General features: G+C 67.9%; 23 protein-coding genes and 1 tRNA gene. 15 read left to right on the forward strand and 9 right to left on the reverse strand.

Annotation, left to right across the window (positions count from 1 at the left end; genetic code table 11):
* The first annotated feature begins 143 nt into the window (after positions 1–143).
* From TSB10GB4_RS19135 to TSB10GB4_RS19145, 3 genes are all read left to right on the forward strand, one after another.
* The gene (locus TSB10GB4_RS19135) at positions 144–401 is read left to right on the forward strand and encodes a hypothetical protein (RefSeq protein ID WP_186387305.1); all 258 of its coding nucleotides are present in this window, start codon (positions 144–146) and stop codon (positions 399–401) included.
* Between the two features lie 330 nt (positions 402–731).
* Complete coding sequence (locus tag TSB10GB4_RS19140; RefSeq protein ID WP_186387304.1) at positions 732–1,394, forward strand: sulfotransferase family 2 domain-containing protein; 663 nt, start codon at positions 732–734, stop codon at positions 1,392–1,394.
* Positions 1,395–1,509: 115 nt separating this feature from the next.
* Complete coding sequence (locus TSB10GB4_RS19145) at positions 1,510–2,163, forward strand: FkbM family methyltransferase (RefSeq protein WP_186397057.1); 654 nt, start codon at positions 1,510–1,512, stop codon at positions 2,161–2,163.
* Here TSB10GB4_RS19145 and TSB10GB4_RS19150 read toward each other — a convergent pair.
* Positions 2,106–2,864 (reverse strand): hypothetical protein, encoded by a 759-nt coding sequence (locus tag TSB10GB4_RS19150; RefSeq protein ID WP_186387302.1) that lies wholly within the window; start codon positions 2,862–2,864, stop codon positions 2,106–2,108. The genes TSB10GB4_RS19145 and TSB10GB4_RS19150 overlap by 58 nt on opposite strands.
* A gap of 112 nt (positions 2,865–2,976) precedes the next feature.
* Here TSB10GB4_RS19150 and TSB10GB4_RS19155 point away from each other — a divergent pair, with 112 nt between their 5' ends.
* Positions 2,977–3,960, forward strand: a complete 984-nt coding sequence (locus TSB10GB4_RS19155) for a hypothetical protein (protein WP_186397058.1) — start codon at positions 2,977–2,979, stop codon at positions 3,958–3,960.
* 15 nt (positions 3,961–3,975) lie between these two features.
* Here the strand turns inward: TSB10GB4_RS19155 and TSB10GB4_RS19160 are convergent, their stop codons facing one another.
* Positions 3,976–5,013: a hypothetical protein gene (locus TSB10GB4_RS19160; protein WP_186397059.1), complete on the reverse strand. Its 1,038-nt coding sequence runs from the start codon at positions 5,011–5,013 to the stop codon at positions 3,976–3,978.
* A 207-nt stretch (positions 5,014–5,220) separates the two neighbouring features.
* Positions 5,221–5,583 carry a BA14K family protein gene (locus TSB10GB4_RS19165; RefSeq protein WP_186397083.1) on the reverse strand — a complete coding sequence of 121 codons (363 nt, stop codon included), beginning with the start codon at positions 5,581–5,583 and terminating at the stop codon, positions 5,221–5,223.
* A gap of 374 nt (positions 5,584–5,957) precedes the next feature.
* Between TSB10GB4_RS19165 and TSB10GB4_RS19170 the strand changes: the two genes are divergently transcribed.
* Together TSB10GB4_RS19170 and TSB10GB4_RS19175 are read left to right on the forward strand one after the other, a co-directional pair.
* Positions 5,958–6,389: an MbcA/ParS/Xre antitoxin family protein gene (locus TSB10GB4_RS19170; RefSeq protein WP_186397060.1), complete on the forward strand. Its 432-nt coding sequence runs from the start codon at positions 5,958–5,960 to the stop codon at positions 6,387–6,389.
* Between the two features lie 39 nt (positions 6,390–6,428).
* Positions 6,429–7,190, forward strand: a complete 762-nt coding sequence (locus TSB10GB4_RS19175) for an RES family NAD+ phosphorylase (RefSeq protein ID WP_371328918.1) — start codon at positions 6,429–6,431, stop codon at positions 7,188–7,190.
* Between the two features lie 61 nt (positions 7,191–7,251).
* On the opposite strand, the gene TSB10GB4_RS19180 is transcribed toward TSB10GB4_RS19175, so the two are convergent.
* Positions 7,252–8,256 carry a murein L,D-transpeptidase family protein gene (locus tag TSB10GB4_RS19180; protein ID WP_186387298.1) on the reverse strand — a complete coding sequence of 335 codons (1,005 nt, stop codon included), beginning with the start codon at positions 8,254–8,256 and terminating at the stop codon, positions 7,252–7,254.
* 162 nt (positions 8,257–8,418) lie between these two features.
* Here TSB10GB4_RS19180 and TSB10GB4_RS19185 point away from each other — a divergent pair, with 162 nt between their 5' ends.
* Both TSB10GB4_RS19185 and TSB10GB4_RS19190 read left to right on the forward strand, forming a co-directional pair.
* Positions 8,419–8,832, forward strand: coding sequence for a helix-turn-helix domain-containing protein (locus tag TSB10GB4_RS19185; RefSeq protein ID WP_186387297.1), 414 nt, complete (start codon positions 8,419–8,421; stop codon positions 8,830–8,832).
* A 110-nt stretch (positions 8,833–8,942) separates the two neighbouring features.
* Positions 8,943–11,186: a heavy metal translocating P-type ATPase gene (locus tag TSB10GB4_RS19190; protein WP_186397061.1), complete on the forward strand. Its 2,244-nt coding sequence runs from the start codon at positions 8,943–8,945 to the stop codon at positions 11,184–11,186.
* Here TSB10GB4_RS19190 and TSB10GB4_RS19195 read toward each other — a convergent pair.
* The 4 genes from TSB10GB4_RS19195 to TSB10GB4_RS19210 all read right to left on the reverse strand — a co-directional run bounded on the left by TSB10GB4_RS19195 (position 11,168) and on the right by TSB10GB4_RS19210 (position 13,973).
* Positions 11,168–12,820, reverse strand: coding sequence for a carboxylesterase/lipase family protein (locus tag TSB10GB4_RS19195; RefSeq protein ID WP_186397062.1), 1,653 nt, complete (start codon positions 12,818–12,820; stop codon positions 11,168–11,170). The two genes, TSB10GB4_RS19190 and TSB10GB4_RS19195, sit on opposite strands and share 19 nt — an antisense overlap.
* 230 nt (positions 12,821–13,050) lie before the next feature.
* Entirely contained in the window at positions 13,051–13,257 is a 207-nt protein-coding gene (locus TSB10GB4_RS19200; RefSeq protein WP_186387294.1) for a hypothetical protein, read from the reverse strand.
* A 100-nt stretch (positions 13,258–13,357) separates the two neighbouring features.
* Entirely contained in the window at positions 13,358–13,753 is a 396-nt protein-coding gene (locus tag TSB10GB4_RS19205) for a hypothetical protein (protein ID WP_186397063.1), read from the reverse strand.
* A 144-nt stretch (positions 13,754–13,897) separates the two neighbouring features.
* Positions 13,898–13,973 (reverse strand) — tRNA-Ile (locus tag TSB10GB4_RS19210).
* A 201-nt stretch (positions 13,974–14,174) separates the two neighbouring features.
* Here TSB10GB4_RS19210 and TSB10GB4_RS19215 point away from each other — a divergent pair.
* The 5 genes from TSB10GB4_RS19215 to TSB10GB4_RS19235 all read left to right on the forward strand — a co-directional run bounded on the left by TSB10GB4_RS19215 (position 14,175) and on the right by TSB10GB4_RS19235 (position 19,350).
* A complete protein-coding gene (locus TSB10GB4_RS19215) occupies positions 14,175–15,305 on the forward strand; it encodes an AI-2E family transporter (protein WP_186397064.1) in 1,131 nt (376 codons plus the stop codon).
* Positions 15,306–15,666: 361 nt separating this feature from the next.
* Positions 15,667–16,605, forward strand: a complete 939-nt coding sequence (locus TSB10GB4_RS19220; RefSeq protein ID WP_208984884.1) for a TRAP transporter substrate-binding protein — start codon at positions 15,667–15,669, stop codon at positions 16,603–16,605.
* Between the two features lies 1 nt (position 16,606).
* The gene (locus TSB10GB4_RS19225) at positions 16,607–17,152 is read left to right on the forward strand and encodes a TRAP transporter small permease (RefSeq protein ID WP_186387288.1); all 546 of its coding nucleotides are present in this window, start codon (positions 16,607–16,609) and stop codon (positions 17,150–17,152) included.
* On the forward strand, positions 17,149–18,396 hold the full coding sequence (locus tag TSB10GB4_RS19230; protein WP_186397066.1) for a TRAP transporter large permease: 1,248 nt from the start codon (positions 17,149–17,151) through the stop codon (positions 18,394–18,396). Before TSB10GB4_RS19225 ends, TSB10GB4_RS19230 begins: the two co-directional genes overlap by 4 nt.
* A 213-nt stretch (positions 18,397–18,609) precedes the next feature.
* The gene (locus TSB10GB4_RS19235) at positions 18,610–19,350 is read left to right on the forward strand and encodes an SIMPL domain-containing protein (RefSeq protein WP_186397067.1); all 741 of its coding nucleotides are present in this window, start codon (positions 18,610–18,612) and stop codon (positions 19,348–19,350) included.
* Between the two features lie 96 nt (positions 19,351–19,446).
* Here TSB10GB4_RS19235 and TSB10GB4_RS19240 read toward each other — a convergent pair whose 3' ends face one another.
* A complete protein-coding gene (locus TSB10GB4_RS19240) occupies positions 19,447–20,031 on the reverse strand; it encodes a GNAT family N-acetyltransferase (protein WP_371328919.1) in 585 nt (194 codons plus the stop codon).
* Positions 20,032–20,174: 143 nt separating this feature from the next.
* Here TSB10GB4_RS19240 and speD point away from each other — a divergent pair, with 143 nt between their 5' ends.
* Positions 20,175–20,714, forward strand: a complete 540-nt coding sequence (gene speD / locus TSB10GB4_RS19245; protein WP_186397069.1) for an adenosylmethionine decarboxylase — start codon at positions 20,175–20,177, stop codon at positions 20,712–20,714.
* Entirely contained in the window at positions 20,711–21,583 is an 873-nt protein-coding gene (gene speE, locus TSB10GB4_RS19250) for a polyamine aminopropyltransferase (RefSeq protein WP_186397070.1), read from the forward strand. Before speD ends, speE begins: the two co-directional genes overlap by 4 nt.
* Positions 21,584–21,747 lie beyond the last annotated feature (164 nt).

Raw genomic sequence — 21,747 nt, forward strand, 5'->3', positions numbered from 1 at the left:
GCGGCCTTCGGGGCAAGGGAAACTCCCGTGGCGCGCGCCCTCGCCGTGCCGTACCGGCAGGCGCGCCGCTCCCCGCGTTTACGTCTCGTTCACCCTCTCGCCCCATGCTGGCGGCGGGCTGGGTGCTCAGAAGGATTCATGTCATGCGTATCCCGAGACCGGCCGGTCTTGCCGGCATTCTTGCTCTTTCCCTGCTTGTCGCCGCCTGCGGCTCGAACCGGTTCGAGCGCGGCGTCACGGGCGGCGCCATCGGCAGCGCGGCCGGTGCCGGCGTTCTGGCAATTGCCGGCGGACCGATCCTGGTCGGCGCGGCGGCCGGTGCCGTGGGTGGTGCCGCCATCGGTGCGCTCACCAACGAGTGCCAGATCGACCTCGGACCGCAGCGCCCGAACAACTGCTGAGGCGCCGGCAGGCGCCCGCGGCACCGCTCCCAGACCCCATTCCTTCCGCGAAACGGACACGCCGCGGAACCGGCACGCCGATGGCGGAGGCCGGTTCCGCGGCTTTGAACTTGCGCGGCTCACGCAAGCGCCTGACTTCGCGCGCTCTTTTCCGATGAATCCATCGGCGCTTGGATATCGCCATCAAAGAAAGTCATTGGTAAATATTGCGATACTAAAAGTATCCATAAAACATCTCCCGCAATCAGGACATATTTTAGCCAGATACGAAAGGACAATACCGGCTGCACGGTCGAGGCGACACCGAGCAGCAACGGGACGGACAGAGATTTGCTTGTTCCGCAAAACACCCGCCAGGGCCTGTTCAGGCGCCTGAAGAAAAACATCCTTTTCCTGCATGTGCCGAAATGCGGCGGATCCTTTGTCGAGCAGACCTTCCTGCCCTGGATCCTGAAATGTCCCTCGCGCCGCCTGCGCGAGGCACGCGGGCACCTGACCTGGTGCGAGTATGCCGGGGTGTTCACCCGCAACGGCATCGATCTCGGCGCGATGCATGTCTTCACCGTGGTTCGCAATCCCTGGGCCTGGCACGTCTCCTGGTTCCATTACCTCAAGCAGGATCTCGGTCGCGGCCGATCCGGCATGCCGACGGAAGTGGAGCTGTTCCAGGACTACGACTTCTCCGACTACCTGCGCTGGCTGGCGGACGACGACGCCCCGACCTCGCCCTCCCGCTACATCCGCAAGCAGCAGATCGACTACCTGACCGACGAAACGGGCCGGATCGCCGTCGATCGCGTCCTGCGGCAGGAATGCCTGTGCGAGGACCTGCAGCAGATGGCGAGCGACCTCGACCTCGCCGTCACCGTCTGCGACCGCCGCGCCAACGCCTCCGCCCACGGTCACTATCGCGACTATTACGACGACTTCGGCATCGACCTGATCGCCCGGCGCCACAGGGACGACATCGCGACCTTCGGCTACACGTTCTGAAGCCTTACGCGGGGTGGCTGCGGACTTGCAATTCGCCGCCCAAGCTGCAATGGCTCAGCCGGGGCCCGTGCGGCCCCGGCCGTTTCCGACACCATCCGCGAGTTCACGATCCCCAATGGGCTTCAACCTGATCCGCTTCGTCCTCGACCCGCACTACCGGGCCGTCAAGCGCTGGAAGCTCGCCAAGGGCGACGCGCGCCTGCTGACCGATGTGCCGCTGGACGCGGGCTCGCTCGTCGTCGATGCCGGCTTCTACAAGGGCGATTTTTCTGCCCGCATCTCGCAGAAAGGCTCGCCGAAGGTGCTGGCCTTCGAGCCGGCGCCCGAATTCTGCGAACGCGCCAAGCCGCTTCTCGCCGGCCTGCCGAACGTTACGCTGGACTGCGCCGGCCTGTCCGACTTCAACGGCACCGCCAAGCTCGTCTACGACAATGACGGCAGCAGCACCCAGCGACAGCAGGAGGGCGAGAGCGTCGAGGTGCATCTGCGCCGCGCCGCCGACGTGGTGCGCGCCGCCGGCCAGCCCGTCGACCTGATGAAGCTCAACATCGAGGGCGACGAGTATCCGGTGCTGGAGAACCTGATCGCGGAAGGGCTGATGGGCGAGGTGCGCCACCTCATCGTCCAGTTCCACCTGATCGACGGGACCAGCCGCGAGCGCTATGCCCGGATCGCCGAGGGCCTGTCGAAGACCCACGATCTCGCCTGGCGCTATCCGTTCGTGTGGGAGCGCTGGGACCTGCGCGAGACCGCCTCGCCGAGCAGGTAGAGCCGGCGGCGAATGCCGTCGCTGAAGCGCAGCCGGCGGCCGTCGAGATGGCCGACCGTGCGCGGATGGCCGTAGGCCCCATAGAGATAGCCGCCACCGACATAGCGGCAGAGGCCGCCTTCCAGCCCGACCGAGCTCCCGTCCGGCCTCTTCAGCAGCGGCAGAACCACCTCGCGGTAGCGCGCCGTATCGAGAATATGCGGGTTGTTCGAGCGTCCGCTGATGCGGCAGATCGGGAAATCGGCATCGCCCGCCGGCTCCACCCCGAGGTCATAGGCGGCCGGCCGGTTGCGCCGCTTGTTGAAGCGCAGGTAATCGATGCCGCGAGCGCGCATCTCTTCCAGCATCCGGTCGAGCGAATGAGGGATGCGGCTCTTCACGAAGACGAAATCATGCTCGAGCTGCATCGCATAGGCGCCCTCGCCGACCTCCAGCGACCGGGCGAAGCCGTCGAGCATGCCGTTGGTCCGCACCAGCTCGAAGGGGATGTCCGGCAACGCCTCGCGGATCGTCGCCACCCAGGGCTCGAAGCGATCCGGATTGGGGTTTGGGTCGATGAAGATCCGGGTGACGATGCGGTGCCGGCTCTCCCAGCCGAACGTGTCGAAGAACGAACGCACCGCATGCTGGGCCAGACAGTGGGACGGGTCCCGCGAGGCCACGTTGGTGAAGACGTTGAGGTTGAAGACCTCGGACTTCATGCGGACTCCATGCTTGCTTTCCCGCTGCGCCGCCCGTAAGCGTGGCGCGTCCCGATCCGTTTCGCAGCCTTATAGGTGGCCCGCAGTGTCAAAGCCAGTCCCTCGACGCTGGATGAAGCGGCTGGACGCCGTGCTGATGCCGGCCCCCTATCGGGCGCTGGCGAGCCGGCTGATGCTGCCCGCCTGGCCGCGCACCCGCCTTGCCGACAACCGCATCGCGCGCCTTGCCGAGGAGACGCAGGTCCTTCCCGGCGACGCCGGCACCGACCGGCTGGGCTGCCTGCGGCTCGAGGGTCCCTTCGATGTCGATCCGCTGTCCGGCCTTCTCTTCGACGACGCCCGCCTTGTTGCTCCCCAGCCTGGCGAGGAGCTGCTGCCCTGGCCGCCGGCGCGCCCCGACGTCACCCGGCGGCTGCGGATGAAGCCGGTGCTGCGCGAACCGCTGACCGTGCTGCATCACGGCGGCGAAGGCTCCTTCGCCGCCTTCTGCTCGGACGTGCTGCCGCGCTTCTTCGCGCTCGACCATCTCGCCCTGCCGCAAGACCTCTTGGTGGTGGTGCCCGTGTCCATGGGCATGACCGACCATGTCCAGGACGCGATCACCGACGGCATCTTCCGCCCGCGCCCGGTGGAGCTGATGCGCACCGGCCGGGTGACCCGCGCCGACACGGTCTTCGTGGTCGAGCGCCCCCTTGCCCATGCCGGCATCCTCGCCCGCATCGCGGAAAAGCTTGCGGCCGTCTATCCCGACGACGGCGCATCGGTGGAGCCCGCCGATCTCTTCCTGTGCGAGGGCGGCAAGGCGCGGGCCGAGCGGCTGGCGGCCGGGCTGCCGGAACTGCGCGAGGCGGTGGCGAGCGGGCGTCTCGAGGTCGCCGATCCGCGCGACCTGCCCTTGCGCGCGCTGGTCGCCCGGCTGCGGCGAACGGCCGGGCTCATCGCCCCGTCCAGCGGCGAACTGTCGGCCGCCGTGCTGGCCGGCGGCGGCTTGACGCGGCTTGTCGAGATCGCCGACCCGTTCCGCCCGGCCGACCCGCGCCCGGCGATCATCGCCGCCGGGCTCGGCCTCTCGCTGGAGCGCCTCAGCGCCCGGTGATGCCGGAAAAGGCGTTCAGCCGCGCTCGAACAGCGCCAGATGCAGCCGGTCGGCGGCGCGGCGCAGCGGTCGCAGCGCCTGGGTGAGCCGGCGATAGGGCGCGCGCGCCGGCGGGCGGATCGGCTCTGCCTCGGCCAGCAGCGACGGCGCCCCCTCCCCCCGCCCGGCGACGAGCCGGTCGAGCACCGGAAACACCTGGTGCTCCTCCATCAGCCGGCGACGGTTCTCCCGCATCGCCTCCTGCACCTCGACCCGCGCCACCGGATCCGCCTCCAGCACCGCCAGCAGCGTCTTCAGCGCCGTGTCCGGGCGGGTGATGTCGAGCGCGGTGAAGCCGAGCGGATCGAAATAGCTGTCCAGCTCCGGCCCTCCCGCCACGATTGGATAGGCGCCGGCCAGCAGCGGATCGGCCATCTTCTCGGTCCAGCAATGCGGATCGAGATTGTTCTCCAGCACCAGATGGTAGCGGTAGCCGTCGAGGCCTTCCGCCTTGTCGGCGACCTCGCGAAAGCCCCGCCCGTAGATGTCGAGCCGGGCGCCCAGCGCCGCCTTGGCCCGGCGCAGGAAGCGCAACCGGCGCACCTGGTTGCGGTTGAGCGTCTTGGTCGAGCAGACCGCCGAAATCAGCCCGCGCTCCGGCGCGCAGGGCACGTCGGGCGCCGCAAGCTCGGCGAAGCCGAGGCGCGGCATTCCGCCGGCCGAGGCGCCGAGCCCGGCGCCGTAGAACCAGGGCGAGGACGGCTGCATGTGGAAAGCTTCGCCGTCGAAGCCGGGCAGCGGCGAGGAGGTGACGGCGATGCCGAACTGCGAGATGAAGGCCGGATCGTAATGCTTGATCGACACCGGCTCGGGCAGGAAGACGATGCGGCGCGCGCGCGGCAGGCGGGTGGCGAGCCCGCGCGGCGGCTGGTCATAGACCACCAGCCAGTCCGCCCCCTCGCCGGTGCCGCTGCCGGGCACGAGGCGGATGCCGCCCCAGCGCCCGTCGCCGTCCCGGCTCTGACGCAACAGGAAGTCGAAGGTTTGGGCGGTGGCGAGCTGGATGACGGTCATGCCGGGAGGGCCATGCGCTGGATGTTCCGATGACGATGCCGGCGCGGCCACCGGCTGTCCCGCAGCGATAGCGCATCGCGGCCCCTCGGCATAGTCCGCAATGAGTGGCCCGCAAAGAGGCGACCGCCGCCCGCGGGGTCCGCAAGGGAACCCCCGCCGGACGGCGGTGTCGGCGCGGACCGCGTGGGAGGCGGCCCGCAACCGGGGTCAGCGCATATAGGGCGACACGCAGATCCGCCGCGGTCCGTTATACGGCTGGAACGTGTTGTCGTACGACCGGTAGGACCGGTAGCGCTGGCTGCACCAGGCGACGTGCTGCCTGGGCAGGACCAGCCCGCGCCGCGGCGGCGGTGCCACGGGATAGCGGGAGCCGTAATAGCGCGGCCCGTAATAGCGCGGCGGATAGACGGGACGCGGGCGGTAGTGATGCGGCCGCCCGCGATGCCAGACCTTCTCGATCTGGCCGTCCTGCCGGACCTCCGGCGTCGCAGCGATCACCGGCGCCAGCGCACTGGCGGCGGTGGCGGCGGTGGCGGCTTCGGCTGGCGCACCCGCCCCGAAGCCGATCATAGAAGCAACGGCTATGGCGGCCGCTGCGCAAGTCTGTCTGAAACGCATGGTCCTGTCTCCTCTCGGCCTTGCGATCCCGGTTCGCCGCCCCACCACCAGACACTGCCGGAGGGGAGCGATCCGGGCGATTGCGCGGGGGCCTTGCCGGTCTCCGCGGCACAAGCTGGCGCCTTCGCGCCGCACACCATCGCGATCAGCGATCATGATGGATCAACAGTAGCTCCGCGAGCGGGGCAGGACTGTGACGCAGATCATCCCGGCGCCGTTCCTGCCGAAAACCCGTTCGCAAAACCCCTTCGTCCCGGTCGGAGTTCCGCGTCTCTTGCCATTTGTCGCTTCTTTCTTATATTAACGACAAATGACAGGAGGCAGCCATGCCCGCACTTCATCCCGTAACGCCCGCCAGTCCCGACCCGGCAGCAGGCCCCAATCCGGCATCGGCGTTTTCCGACGCCGAGATCCGTGCCATGCAGCGCGCCGTGGTCGCGCTTTTCGAACGCTGGGGCCTCACCGACGACCAGGCCAGCCGCCTGCTCGGCGACATCTCCGTGCGCACCTACCAACGCTGGAAGGCCGGCGCGCCCGGCCGCGCCGGCATCGACCTTGCCGAGCGCATGTCCAACCTGCTCGGCATTCACAAGGCGCTGCGGCTGCTGTTTCGCGATGCCCAGCGCGGCTATCGCTGGGTGACGCGCGCCAATGCCGATTTCGGCGGGCGTTCGGCGCTGGAGGTGATGCTGGACGGACGGATCACCGATCTGATGCGGGTGCGCCGCTATCTCGACGCCCGCCGAGGCCAGTGGTGAGGGGCCAGTGGTGAGGGGGCCAGTGGTGAGGAGCCAGTGGTGAGCCTGTCTGCCGCCCTGCCGAAGGGCCTCGCCATGACGCGGCTCGTCTGGCCGCGCTACCACCGGCTGATCGGCTCCGCCTATCCGCCCATCGACCTGTTCGAGGACATTGCCGACCCGGCCGACTGGGATTTGCTCGCCGCCGCCGAGGCCAGGAGCAACCCGCGCGTCGCCGAGACCATCGGCGCGCTCGACCTGGTCGCTCCCGAACGGCGGGTGAGCGGCCCCGGCGCCTCCTATGTGATGGCGCCCTTCACCCATGTCTCGCCGGAGCGCAAGGGCCGCTTCCACGATGGCAGTTTCGGGGCCTTCTATGCCGCCAACGCCTTCGACACGGCGCTGTTCGAGGTGATCCACCACCAGGGGCTTTTCTATGGGGCGACGGACGAGGCGCCCGGCTGGATCGCCGACATGCGCGAACTGGTCGGCGAGATCGATGCGAGCCTCGTCGATCTGAGGACATCGGGACAGGATGCAGCCGGGGCGGACACCGCCGCCCTTCTCGATCCGGACGACTACGCCGCCTCGCAGGCCTTCGCGGCGCGGATCCGGGCGGCGGGCTGTGACGGCATCGTCTATCCTAGCGTGCGCCATGCGGGCGGCGAGTGTTTTGCCGCCTTCCATCCGGATGTGATGTCGGTGCCGCTGCAGGCAAGCCACCTCACCTGCCACTGGGACGGCCAGCGCATCGACATGGTCAAGATCCACGACCAGCGTCAGGCCGAGCGGGCGGGCCAGGTCTTTAGGATCGAGGCCTGAGCGGATCGAGACCTGCGCGGCTCGTCTTCCGCCTCACTCCTGGGGCCTCACTCCTGGGGTCTCACTCCTGGGGCACATGCGGATCGGCGAGCGCGTCGCTCGGCCGGCTGACCGGCACGGAGGACTTCGACGTGCGCCGCGACAGGGCCGCCTCGCCATCCCGCTCCAGCAGGCGGCGGAAGGCGAGATGCATGCCGCCATCCGAATAGGACGGCGGGTTCAGCGCCAGCCCGTTGGAAATCAGCGACTGCATCGCCAGCCGATCCGCCTCGGCCTTGCTGGCCACCGCCGGGTCGGCCTTGTCGACCGTCGGCGGACAGGCGGCAAGCGGGTCCTTCGGCTCGCCGCCGACGAACTCCTTGTCGAACACGTAGCGCCCGCCGCACATCGACACTTTCGGCGCCCGGCGGGTCACGTGGAAAATGTCGTAGCCGCGCTTCAGGTTGCTCCAGAACGCGAAATTGGGGTTGTCGCGATGCTTGGCCATGTTGGCCGGCGTCATCCGGAACGGGAAGACCTGCACCTGGAACGATCGCTGCCCGCCCTTCAGCGCCTCGCGCACCACCGGATAGATCTCCTCCACCCCCTCGTCGGTCAGCGCGTAGCAGCCCGACGACGAACAGGCGCCATGCACCATCAGCGCGCTGCCGGTATAGCCGAGCGCCCGCTCCAGCCGGTTGGGGAACCCAAGGTTGAAGGCCAGGTGATATTGCGAGCGCGGATTCAGCAGGCCGACATGCACGTCGTAGAAGCCCTCCGGCGCCTGCCGGTCGCCCTGCTTGCGCTTGGGCCCGAGCGTCCCCGACCAGCGGCAGATCGGATAGGTCTTGAGCAGGGCGTAGCGGCCGGTGCGGTCCGTCTTCCACACCTCCAGCTCGCTTTCCTGCTTGAAGATGCGCACCAGCACGGGCGCCGACGGCGACATCGATTTTTCCGACATGGCCGCCAGGAGCTTGGCCGGAATCGGCTTGGAGCCCCTGCCGTCATCCGCGTAGTCGCTGGACACACACCCGCTCAACAGGGCCGCGAGCATCACCAGGATTGCCGCTTTCGCTGCGTTCAACATCTTTCGCTTGCCAGGATCTCTTGCGCGCGCCCCACCCGCCAACGGACGATCAGTCTCGCCCGTCACGGTTAACGACTGGTTGCCGGAACTGCAATTCGCGATTACGTGAACTTGACCCGGCACGCGTGCGACGGCCATATCTCCAGAAACTGGAGCTGTGCGATGTACTCGATTGGTGATCTTTCGCGAAAGACCGGCGTCAAAGTGCCGACGATCCGCTACTATGAACAGATGGGTCTTCTGGCGGCCGCCGGCCGGACGGAAGGCAACCAGCGCCGCTACGACGCAGCCCATCGCGACCGCCTCGCCTTCATCAAGCATGCCCGCGACCTCGGCTTCACGCTGGAGGCGATCCGCGAACTGCTCGACCTCAGCGGACATCCCGAACTGCCCTGCACCCATGCCGACGAGATCGCCGCGCGCCAGCTCGACATCGTCCGCGACAAAATCGCGCGGCTGCAGCGGCTGGAGGGCGAACTGGCGCGGATGGTCGGCACCTGCCACGGCGACAACGTCAGGGATTGCTACGTGATCCGCTCGCTCGCCAATCACGAGATGTGCAGCGCCGACCACTGATCCGGCGCGCCCGCCCGCCTCGGCGACACGCGCAGGCCGGCCTAACCCCCTTGATCCTCTAGTCGCTAGAGGTCCTATGGTCCTGCTCCTGACCAACAGGAGTTGACCGCATGAGCGTGACCGACCGCCTCACCCGCTTCCGCGTGGACGGCATGGACTGTGCCAGTTGTGCCGAGAAGATCGACCGCGCCGTCCGGCGTCTGCCCGGGATTGCCGATGTCCGCGTGTCGGTCGTCGCCGGCACCCTGACCGTGACCCATGGCGAGGAGGCGGACCTTGCCGGCCTCGCCCGCAAGGTCGACAGCCTCGGCTATCGCGCCGTGCCGCTGGACGCCCGCTCGCCGGCCGAACCGGGCGCGCCGGCATCCACGCCCTGCTGCGGCCACGACCATGATCACCACCACCACGCCCCTGACCACGCCCCTGACCGCACCGCCGCCGAGCCGCGCGGCTCTCACCACCACGCGCCGCTCGAAGGCCCCTGGTGGCGCAGCGCCAAGGCGCGGCTGACGATCCTGTGCGGCCTGGCGCTGGCGGTGGCTTTCGCCGCCGCGCAGCTCTTGCCCACAACCGCGTTCTGGGCCTTCACCCTCGCCATGGCGGTCGGCCTCGTGCCGATCGCCCGGCGGGCGCTGGCCGGCGCAATGAACGGCAGTCCCTTCTCCATCGAGACCTTGATGACCGTCGCCGCCGCCGGTGCCGTCGTCATCGACGCCGCCGAGGAAGCGGCGGTGGTCGTCGTCCTGTTCCTGATTGGCGAATTGCTCGAGGGCATTGCCGCCGGCCGCGCACGCGCCTCGATCCGCGCCCTTGCCGAGCTGATGCCGAAGACCGCGCTGCTGGAGCGCGACGGCGAGACCGAAACTGTGCCGGCCGACAGTCTTGCCGTCGGCGCGGTGGTGCTGGTGCGCCCCGGCGACCGGATCCCGGCGGACGGCACCGTGCTGTCCGGGGAAAGCGCCGTCGACGAGGCGCCGGTGACCGGCGAATCCGTGCCGAAACGCAAGGAGCCGGGCGACACGGTCTTTGCCGGCACCGTCAATCAGGACGGCGTGCTGCGCTTGGAGGTCACCGCCGCGGCGGCCGACAACACCATCTCCCGCGTCATTGCCCTGGTCGAGGAGGCGCAGGAGTCCAAGGCCCCGACCGAGCGTTTCATCGACCGCTTCTCGCGCTATTACACGCCCGCCGTCATGGTCGTCGCCGCGCTGATCGCCGTGCTGCCGCCGCTCGTCGGCGGGGCTGAGTGGGCTACCTGGATCTATCGCGGCCTTGCCGTGCTGCTGATCGGCTGCCCCTGCGCCCTCGTCATCTCGACCCCGGCGGCCATCGCCGCCGCCCTGTCGGCGGGCGCCCGCCGCGGCCTGTTGATGAAGGGCGGCGCGGTGCTGGAGGGGCTGGGGCGGATCGACCGCGCCGCCTTCGACAAGACCGGCACGCTGACGGAAGGAAAGCCCAAGGTCACCGACCTCCTCGGCCTTGCCATGGATGAACGCGAGGTGCTGCGCCTTGCCGCCGCGCTGGAAGCCGGCTCCAGCCATCCGCTGGCGCTGGCGATCCTGGCGCGGGCGCAAGCCGACGGCATCAAGGTCGTCGCCGCTTCGCAGGCCACCGCGCTGGGTGGGCGCGGCGTCGCCGGCATGCTGGAGGGGCGGCGGCTGTTCCTCGCCTCCGCGCGCGCTGCCGCCGAGACCGCGCCGCTGGACGCCGCGCTGACACAGCGGATCGCCGCCCTCAACGATGCCGGCAAGACCGTCTCCCTGCTGCTGGTCGACGGCACTATCGCCGGCCTGTTCGCCCTGCGTGACGAACCGCGCGAGGACGCCATCCAGGGGCTCGCGGCCCTGCGCGCCCTCGGCGTTGAGGCGGTCATGCTGACCGGCGACAATGCCCGCACCGCCAGTGCCATCGCCAGATCGCTGGGGATCGAGGCCCATGCCGACCTGCTGCCGCAGGACAAGCAGCGGCTCGTCGGCGACATGCGGGCGAAGGGTTACCGCGTCGCCAAGATTGGCGATGGCATCAACGACGCCCCGGCGCTTGCCGCTGCCGATGTCGGCATCGCCATGGGCGGCGGCACCGATGTCGCGCTGGAGACCGCCGACGCCGCCATCCTGCATGGCCGCGTTACCGACGTCGCCGACATGGTGGCGCTGTCGCGCGCCACCATGCGCAACATCTGGCAGAACATCGGCCTCGCGCTCGGGCTCAAGGCGGTGTTCCTGGTCACAACGGTGCTCGGCATCACCGGTCTGTGGCCGGCGATCCTCGCCGACACCGGCGCGACCGTGCTCGTCACCGCCAATGCCATGCGGCTGCTCGCCTGGCGAGGCGCCTATCGGCTGCCGAAGTGATCCGGATAGAGCCCGCGCCAGAAGTCGCAATTGGCATCCGCCCACGGGTCGAAGACATGCACATTGCCCGGCTCGAAGCGCATCGCCGTCTCGCCCTCGGCAAAGCGCTTCCAGTCCGGGATCTGCGCCGCTGCCGGATCGCCGTTACGGATGAAGCCGACCCAGCTTGCCATGATCTGCTCGCCCAAATCTGCCGACGCCGAGGAGGGCGACGGTGCCGACAACGCCGCCGTGTTGGAGAAACCGGGGAAGAAGACGTTGAGCTCGGACGAATGCGCCGCTCCGAGGTCAAAGCCTGGGTCCGGAGCGAGCGGCATGGCGACGCCGAGCACCCTCACCCCGCGATCGGCGAATTCCCACTGGTAGACCGGAACGTGCCGCGACATCAGCCGTGCCGATTCCACATAGAGGCAACGGTTGATGCCGACATCGGGGCGGAAGTCGGTCATCGCGGTGGCCAGCGCCACCGGCGCGGAGGAGAACCGCTCGAGCGGATAGCGCGCAAGGACCTCGGAGGACGTTTCGCCGTAGAGCGCCTCGATCGTCTTCGTATAGGTGTCGGCGGTGTAGGTCGCACCGGCCTGCACGTCGTATCCGACATAGAGCCGCAACTCGTCCCGGGTGCCGCCGTTGAGCACCGGCACCTGCACGAAGCGCCCGGTGTCGAGCGCCTCCAGTCCCTGCCGCGGCACGGTCTTGGTGCCGTAGGGCGGGGCGAAGGCCATCAGATCGCCGGCCCCGGCCTTGTCGCCGGCCGCGATCAGCACCTGCGGGTCCGTCGCGCGCAAGCATTCCAGCGCGGTGACCGGGTCGGCGCAGCCGGCTTCCTGCGCGACGCGCTCACCGAAGCTGTTGCGCTCCTCCACGCTGCGCAACTGAAAGGCGCAGGCACCGCTCTGCACGATTGCCTTGTGGAACAGGCCGGAGGTTTCCTCCGGCGCGATGAGATGCATGCACACCGAGGCGGCACCCGCGGATTCGCCCGCCAACGTGATGTTTTCCGGGTCGCCGCCGAACGCGGCGATATTGTCCCGCACCCAACGCATCGCCAGGCGCTGGTCCTCCAGCGCGAAGCCGCCGTTGATCTCGGCATCGAAGGCGGGATGCGGCATGAAGCCGAACACGCCGAGCCGATAGTTCATGGTGACGACGACCGCATCGGCCGCCAGCGCGAGGCGGTCGAGCCGGTAGAGCGCACCCGAGCCGCCGACGAAGGCCCCGCCATGGATCCACACGACGACCGGCCGCTTGGTCGTGCCCGGATCCTCGCCGGTATGGGGCAGGGAGATGTTGAGCGCCAGGCAGTCCTCGTTGTCGCTGCGCTCCGTCAGGCCGTAGCGCGCGGCCTGGGCGCAGTCGCCCTTGAAGTGCATGGCCGGCAACACGCCGTCCCAGGCAGCCGCCGGCTGCGGCGGGGCCCATCGCCCCTCGCCTCCCACCGAGGCACCATAGGGAATACCGCGAAACTCCAGCGCACCGTTGCGCACGAAGCCGGCCACCTTGCCGCCGCTGGTCTCGACGATGGCCGCCTCACCCCAGTGCGATCCGCCCTCCTGCTGCGCCTGAGCGCAGGCAAGACCGGGAAGCAGGAGAACGCCCAGCAGCGCGGGCAGGCCGGAGAGAGAAAAACGCATCACGAACTCCGTCAGGAATGGAATCGGTCGAATGCCGGACGTGCAGCCCGGTGATTTTGAGATCTGTAGGCCGGGCGGAAAAGTGCGTGCTTTTCCGGAGGCAACCGGCGGACGGGGGCGACCGGGTGCGTTCGCCAGAACTCTTTCTGGAGCGCTCTTTCTGGAGGGCGCTTGCTGGGGACGCAAGCCGCCGCCCGCGCATCGCAGGCGGCGGCCTGTCGTACCGGGTGTCAGGCGGCCGACGAGAGCAGGTTGGCCCCACCGGCGATCAGCAGGATCAGCCCGAACAGCAGCATCACGGTGATGCCCAGCGCCACGATCGAGGCGACTGCAGGCTTGGCGACGAGGACGGCGAACAGTCCCTCCTCGCGCGGCTTGGTGAAGATGATGGAAGCGATTGCGGCCGTGAACATGGCCAGTCCGGCAAGAAACTGCATGGTGATGTCTCCGCTGCGGCGCGCGCTCGCCTTGTGCGGCACGACCGCGAAATCTCTCGAAAATCTGTTGGCGGCCGCAATTGGCAGCCGTGAGAGGATTTCAGCGGGAAACGGGAGGCGCTCGGGGGTGGTGTGCCCCGGTCGGGCGGCTCGGCAGCGCGGGACGGACGGCGGCGGTCCGGCGCGGCTCCCAGCCATGCGGGCCGGCCGCCGCCGGCGGACGGGCGACGATGGCCGCATCCAGGTCGCCGCCGAGCGGCGTCGGCATCGCCAGCACCTGCCGGCGCTGGTCGGGTGTCCCGTCCGGCAGGCCGGCGGAGAGGGAAGGAAAGGCGGATCCGGCCTCGTCGAGGACGATCAATGCCAACGGTTGCGACGGCGCGGCACGGGCCCCGTGCGGCAGGGCCGCCGCCCATGCGAACAGCACCGCCAGGATCGCGATCAGCCATCGCGCCGGGCGGAGCGGGCATGCGGCATCCGGTCCGTGTGTCGTCATCGTGCAACGCTACACCATCGCCCGGCGAAACACGACGGGAATAGCGAGCCCTGCGTAAGCGGAACAAGGCCGCGACTGCGGCCCGGGCTTTCGCCCGCCCCCGCGGAGCCGGCGAACGCAGTGAGGTTTGCGTGAGCGAGAAGATGGTGGGCCCGGCAGGACTCGAACCTGCAACCAATCCGTTATGAGCGGACGGCTCTAACCATTGAGCTACAGGCCCATACCGCCGGCTGACAAGGGACGAAAGGTCCGCCTGCGCGCGGCGCGATCCTTCCTATAGCACCTCTTCGGGGGCTTGCAAGGCGGGGCGTGCCGGGCGACAAGCAGGAAGCTGCGCAACCCGGTGTGGGGACCGCATGCGAGCAGCAGGACCCTCGCAACGGGGAGCCTCGCAACAGGGAGCCTGGCCACAGGGAGCCTCATGCCGCAATTTCCGCTCCTGGTCGCCTCGACCCTGATTTCGGTCTTCCTGTTCGGCTGGCTGCTGGTTCTCGGCCGCTCGCTGCTCATTCCCTTCGTCATCGCCCTCCTGGTCTGGTATCTGATCGTCGCGCTGGCCGAGGCGATCCGCGCTATTCCACTCGGTCCGCTGCGCCTGCCCGGCTTCATCGCCCTGCCCGCCGCGCTGGCGGTGATCTTCACCGTCTCAGGGATGGCCGTCGACATCGTCGCCGCCAACCTGCGGGAACTCGCCCGCGACGCGCCCGTCTACCAGGCCCGGCTCGACCAGGTGCTGCAGACTGCCTCCACCTGGGGCGGGCTCGCCGATCCGGTGCAACTGCGCGACCTCGTTCCCGACAATGCCCTCAACCGAGCGATCAGCGCCGGCGCCAACGCCATCACCCAGATCGCCGGCTCCGCCTCGCTGGTCTTCATCTACGTGCTGTTCCTGCTGCTCGAGCGCTCGACCTTCGACCGCAAGATGGCGCGGCTGTTCTCCTCGCGCGAGCGGGCGGAGATCGCCTTTCTGATGCGCGAGCGGATCACCGGGGCGCTGCGCCATTATCTCGGCATCAAGACCGCCGTCAGCGTGCTGACCGGCAGTCTGACGGCCGGCCTGCTGACGCTGCTCGATCTTCCCTACGCGGCGCTGTTCGGCTTCATCGCCTTCGCGCTCAACTTCATCCCGACCATCGGCTCGCTGATCTCCGTGATCTTCCCCAGCCTGCTGGCGCTGGTGCATTTCGACACGCTGACCCCCTTCCTGGTGATCAGCCTCGGCCTCGGCACCATCCAGTTCCTGATCGGCAACTTGCTGGAGCCGCGCTTGATGGGCAACAGCCTCAACCTGTCGGGCCTGGTGATCATGCTGTCCCTGTCGTTCTGGGGAGCGGTGTGGGGCGTCACCGGCATGCTGGTCTGTGTGCCGCTGACGGTGATGGTGCTGATCATCTGTGCCCAGTTTCCGGCCTCCCGGCCGGTCGCCGTGCTGCTGTCCGCCGACGGCGAGGTCGGCGAGCCGATGGTGGCGCGCGCGCTCGATCCACCGGCGCCCCCCACGCTCCCCGAAGCGATGCCGCCCGAAGCGGCACCGCCCACGCTCCCGCGGTAACTTGCGGCTTTCGCCTCCCCCTCGCGCCTCCCCCCGCGCCTCCCTCCCCGCACCCCCCCCCGCACCTCCTCTGTCGCGCCGGTGCCTGTGCCGGCGCCGCCCGGGCAAGGCGCTACAACTCGACGTTATAAGCCACTGCATCGCCATCCTTGACGCGAAACGTTTGGTCAGCTTATGAAACGACATAAACCTGACGCCATTCGGTAGACTAATTCGGGAATGTCGGCTCCATCATTCACAGAACAATGACACGCTTGCGGGCGCCGTTCGACTTAAAGTCTTTCGCGCTCTCCTTAAATATCCAGGAGGAAACGTTATGAATATCTTAAGGGCAGCGGCAGTCGCCATCATGACGATTGGCGTGAGCGCGCTTCCGGCTCTCGCAGAGATCGATACGGTGACCCTGCGTCTTGCGCATGTGGTTAACGAACAGGACGGGTTCCACGCCGCCGCGACGAAGTTCAAGGAGCTGGTTGCCGAGCGGTCCGACGGCAAGATCACCGTCGAGATCTTCCCCAATGCCACGCTGGGCGACGAGCGCACCCTGCTCGAGGGCATGCAGATCGGCACCGTCGACATGGGCGTGATCACCAACGGCCCGGTGTCCAACTTCCTCGAAGAGATGGCCGTGTTCGAACTGCCCTTCCTCTTCCCCTCGCCCGAGGCCGCCTACAAGGTGCTTGACGGCGAGATCGGCCAGGAGCTGCTCGACCGCCTGTCGGAGGTCAATCTCAAGGGCCTCGCCTATGCCGAGCGCGGCTTCCGCAACCTCACCAACTCCAAGCGCCCGGTGAACAGCCCGGCCGATCTCAGCGGCCTGCGCGTGCGCGTGATGGAGAACCCGGTCTATATCGACAGCTTCCGCCAGCTCGGCGCCGATGCCATTCCGATGGCCTGGACCGAGGCCCTCACCGCCATGCAGCAGGGCACGATCGACGGCCAGGAAAACCCGGTCGGCGTGGTCTACTCGTTCAAGCTGAACGAGACCCAGACCAACATGACCATGACCCGGCACACCTATGCCCCGGCGCTCTTCGTCATGGGCATGCCGAAATGGAGCGAGCTGTCCGGCGAGACGCAGGAGATCGTCCGTCAGGCTGCCCAGGAAGCGGCCGAATACGAGCGCGCGCTCAATGCCCGCCTTGAAGGCGAGCAGCTTCAGGCGCTCAAGGATGCCGGCATGACCGTGATCGAGAACGCCGACCTGTCCGCCTTCTCCGCCGCCGTTCAGCCGGTCTACGAGAAGTACGGCGAGAAGTTCGGCGACTACCTGCCGCGCATCCAGGAGGCGCTGAAGTAGGATGCTGGCGCGGTTGGCGTGGATTGACCGCCTTCTGGGCGAGGTGCTCAAGCCCGTTGTGTTCGTGGGGATGGCCGCGCTGATCGCGGTCATCACGCTCCAGATCGTCTCGCGGGTGTTCTTCACATCCGTGAGCTGGACAGAGGAAGTCGCCCGCTTCCTGCTGATCTGGATCACCTTCCTCGGCGCCACGCTGGCCTACCAGCAGGGGCGGCATATCGCGGTGACGCTCATGCGCGACAACCTGCCACCCGCGTTCAAACGGATCGTGACGGGGGCAGCGCTCCTCGTCACGATCGCCTTCCTGGTCGCACTGGCCTGGGTCGGCTGGCGCTATACGATGCTGCAGAGCTTCCAGAAGTCGCCTTCGCTGCGCCTGCCGATGAACTACGTCTATGTCGTCATGCCGATCACCGCCGCGTTGATCGCCCTCCTGTCATCCATCGACCTGATCCGGCTCCTGGCCGGACGAGGCGTGCGAGAGCCGCATTCTGAGATCGAGGCGGAGATCGAACCCCAGGTGCCAGCGAAGGATCACCGGGCATGAGCCTCGTTCTCTTCGGGCTGTTCGTCCTGTTCCTGCTCATGGGTCTGCCGGTCGCCATCGTGATCGGCGCGGCCACCATGACGGCCCTTCACATGGCCAACACCTCGCTGATGGCAGTGCCGCAGCAGATGTTCTCCGGCATCAACTCCTTCGCCCTCGTCGCCGTGCCGATGTTCATCCTGGCCGGCGATGTCATGGCGCAGGGCGAGATTTCCAAGCGTCTCGTGGCGTTTGCCGACAGCCTTTTCGGCTTCATCAAGGGCGGGCTGTCTATCGTCTCCGTCTTTGCCGGCATGTTCTTCGCCGCGATTTCCGGCTCGGGCGCGGCGACCACCGCCGCCGTCGGCGCGAGCCTCGTTCCCGAGCTGAAGCGCAAGGGCTACGATCCAGCCTCGGCCGCCTCGCTGATCGCCGCCTCCGGCACCATCGGCGTTGTCATCCCGCCCTCCGTGCCGATGATCATCTACGCGGTGATCGCGCAGGAATCGGTCGCCAAGCTCTTCCTCAACGGCTTCATTCCCGGCGTCGCCATGGGCGTGGGGCTGATCATCGTCGCGCTCATCCAGGGCCACCGCCGCGCCTATCCCCGCGGCACGGCGCTGAACCTGCGGACCATCTGGCGCAGCTTCGTCGCCGCGAGCTGGGGCCTGATGGCGCCGCTGATCATCCTCGGCGGCATCTTCTCCGGCATCTTCACCCCGTCAGAGGCCGCCGTCATCGCGGTGAACTATGCGATCCTGATTTCCTTCGTCATCCATCGCGACATGACGCTCAAACGGCTCTACGACATCGTGATCCGCGCCGGCGTCACCACTGCGGTGATCATGTTCGTGATCGCCGCCTCGTCGGTTCTCAGTTGGACCCTGTCAAGCTGGCAGGTGCCGGGCCAGATCGCCAGCGCTGCCCTGTCGCTGTCCTCCAACCCTTACGTCCTGCTGCTGCTGGTCATGGCGGTGATCCTGGTCGCGGGCGTCTTCCTGGAGACCGCCTCGGCGCTGATCATCCTGACCCCGATGCTGCTGCCGCTCGCGGCCCAGCTCGGCCTCGACACGGTGCATTTCGGGATCATCATCGTGGTCGGCCTTGCCATCGGCATGGTGACGCCGCCGGTCGCCATCAACCTCTTCGTCGCCTCGAGCATAGCCGGGCTGCCGATCGAGCGGATCGCCAGGGCAGTGCTGCCGTATCTGGCGACCCTGCTCCTGGTCTACCTGCTGATCGCCTTCGTGCCTTTTGTCTTTTGAGCGGGTGCGGGCCGAGCCCGCACCCATCGGCGCAAGCCCGGCGCACCGCGTTTCGGCTTTGCCGGCGCACCGCATTCGCAATGACCCGAAAGAACCCGAAAGCCACCGGAGAAGCGCCTTCCGTCCGCCGCAATTGCTCGCGAAGGTCGCGCCGTTCCGCTTTCGCGCCCGAGGGCTGCGGCGGACCTGTACCGCTTTTCAAGGAGAGATTTCATGACCCCGCTCCCGACCGCCGCCCGCCTTGCTTTCGTCGGCGCGCTCGCCCTTGCCGCCGCCACCCTGCCCGTGCGGGCCGCGGAGACCCCGCGCATCGCCACCATCGACATGGTCGGCACCGGCGTGGTCAGCGCCGCGCCCGACATGGCGGTGATCACCAGCGGCGTCGTCAGCGATGCCGACACCGCCGCTGAGGCGCTGGCCGCCAACACCAAGGCGATGACAACCGTCATCGCCCGCATCAAGGAGGCCGGCATCGAGGATCGCGACATCCAGACCTCCGGCTTCTCGGTCCAGCCGCGCTACCGGCAGATCAAGAGCGCGAGCTATGAGGACTATCGCAGCGAGGTCGTCGGCTACCGCGTCAGCAACAATGTCGGCGTGCGCGTGCGCGACCTTGCCAAGCTCGGCGGGCTGATCGACGTGATGGTGCGCGACGGCGCCAACCAGATCGGCGGCGTCAGCTTCATCGTCAGCGAGGAAGGCAAGCTGAAGGACAGCGCCCGCAAGGAGGCGATGGCCGATGCGATCCGCAAGGCCGAGATCTATGCCGAGGCGGCCGGCGTCAGGCTCGGCCGGGTGCTCTCGGTCAACGAGCAGGACTTCGGCGGCCCGCGCCCGATGATGATGATGGCGCGCAGCGAAGCCAAGATGGACGCCGCCCCCGCGCCGATGGAGGCCGGCGAGAGCTCGCTGGAGGTGCGCGTCAACGTCACCTGGGAACTGGTCCAGCCGTAACGGCCGCCCTTTCCCTGCTCCAACACCGTCCGGCGCGGGTCACTCTGCGCCGGTCCTGTTTTCGCCGCCCATTTTTCGCCGCTCGTTTTTCGCCGCTCACCCTGCACCGGACAGCAGGCCGTCCCGCATCCACACCTGCATCCGCTTGCGGCTGGAGGCCGTCTCGCCGACATCCGGCCAGTCGAAGCCGACCGTCAGCCCCTCGACCGGCAGATAGCCGCGCTTGCGCCAGAACGGGTCGAGCGGGCGGTAATCCTTCGGCCGCGCCGGGTGGTCCATGGGGCGGATCACCGCGCAGAATGCCGCGCGGTCGAAGCCGAGGGCGCACGCATGCGCCTCGCGCGCATCGAAGAAGCCGTGGCCCAGCCCCTGCCCCCGCCACTGCGCGTCCAGCACGGATTCGGCGAAATAGAAGATCGTCGCGGGATCGAATCCCGCAGCCTCGAAGGGATCGCGGAACTCCGCCACCTCGCCGGCCAGTGGCTGGCCGGTCGCCGCCCCGACAAGTTGTTTGCCGGCTAAGGCCGCGACCACGACGGCGCCCTCGCTTTCGGCGTAGCGGCGCAGATAGCTCCGCTCGTAGTCCGGCGAGCCCTCGTAGAGATACGGCCAGTCCCGGAACACCTTGACCCGCAGCTCCGCCAGCGGTTCGAGCACGCCCTCGATTTGCTTACCCGTCAAAGTAAAAAGCTCTGCCGTCATGCGCTCTCGCCGGTTTCGGGGGACTTGCGGAAAAACGTCCATTGCATCGCAGCACGAAGCACCCTATAGCATGCCCGTTCGGGACTGAACCCGGGTTTCATCTGCTGGTTGGGGAGACCGCCATGTCTGACGACGGCCTCTTCCAATTGGGGATGGACTTGGAGGCACGTCACATTGAGGGCGCCGACGCATCGTTTGCGGACGCATATGCCTTCGACGTGCCGAGAAGCACCACCCATACGGAAGACAACAGAATTACCGCGCCTGCGGCCAACACGCAGGACGACCGGCTCGATCACTTCATCGAGCGCGAGGGCGTCCGCTGTGCCGGTTCGCATCTGATCATCGACCTCTACGACGCCTCGCGTCTCGACGATCTTCCCTTCATCGAGGAGACGTTGAAGACCTGCGTCGAGGAGGCCGGGGCAACGCTGCTGCACATCCACCTGCACCCGTTCGAGCCGACCGGCGTCAGCGGCGTCGCGGTGCTGGCGGAGAGCCATATCTCGGTCCACACCTGGCCCGAGGCCGGCTATGCCGCCTTCGACGTGTTCATGTGCGGCGACGCCCGGCCGGAAAAATGCGTCGAGGTGTTGGAGCGCGCCTTCCGTCCGGGGCGTTCGGAAGTCAGCGAGCTGCTGCGCGGAAAGAAGGTCGCATGAGCGACGGGCTGGTCTTCCGCGAGACGCTCTATCCGGGCGTCCAGGTGCAGTATTCCTGCGACGACATCCTCTACCAGGATCGTTCCGAGCATCAGGATCTCGTGCTGTTCACCAATCCGGTGTTCGGCAAGGTCCTGATGCTCGATGGCGTCACCCAGGTCACCACCGCCGACGAGTTCATCTATCACGAGATGATGGCGCATGTGCCGATCCTCGCCCATGGCGCGGCGCGCGAGGTGCTGATCATTGGCGGCGGCGACTGCGGCATGGCCGAGGAAGCCTTGAAGCACAAAGGCATCGAGCGGCTGACCCAGGTGGAGATCGACGACGCCGTCGTCGCGTTCTCCAAGGAGCATTTCGCCGATTTCAACGCCTCCGTCTTCCAGGACGACCGGTTCGACCTGGTCATCGCCGACGGGGCGCGCTTCGTCGCCGAAACGGATCGCCGCTTCGACGTGGTGATGGTGGATTCCACCGACCCGATGGGCCCCGGCGCCGTGCTGTTCACGCCCGAGTTCTATCGCGGCGTCCATCACTGCCTGAAGCCGGGCGGCGTGCTGGTCACCCAGAACGGCGTCCCCTTCCTGCAGAAGGGCGAACTGGTCTCCTCCATCGGCCACTTCTCGAAGATCTATCGCGACGCCTATGCCTATGTCGCGGCGATCCCGACCTATTTCGGCGGCCACATGGCGCTCGGCTGGGCCAGCGACGATCCGGCCCTGCGCCGGCAGCCGCTCGACGTGCTGGAACAGCGCTTCGAGGCCGCCGGGCTCGACACCCGCTACTACACGCCGGAAGTGCATGCAGCCGCCTTCGCGCTGCCGCGCTTCATCCGCGATGCGGTGGAGGAAGGCAGGACCGGCGCCTGACGCCTTTGCCTTTGCCCGAAAACGACAAGGCCGCCGCCCCCCGGGACGGCGGCTTTTTTGCGGCGCGCGAGACGGGAGGGGCTGACCTGTTTTCGCAACCGCTCTGGCAGCCAATAGCCCCCGGATCTCGCGATGCTCGTCCGGGGTGACGGCAGAGGGGATGC

This window comes from Stappia sp. TSB10GB4 (assembly GCF_900185745.1).
GTDB lineage: Bacteria > Pseudomonadota > Alphaproteobacteria > Rhizobiales > Stappiaceae > Stappia.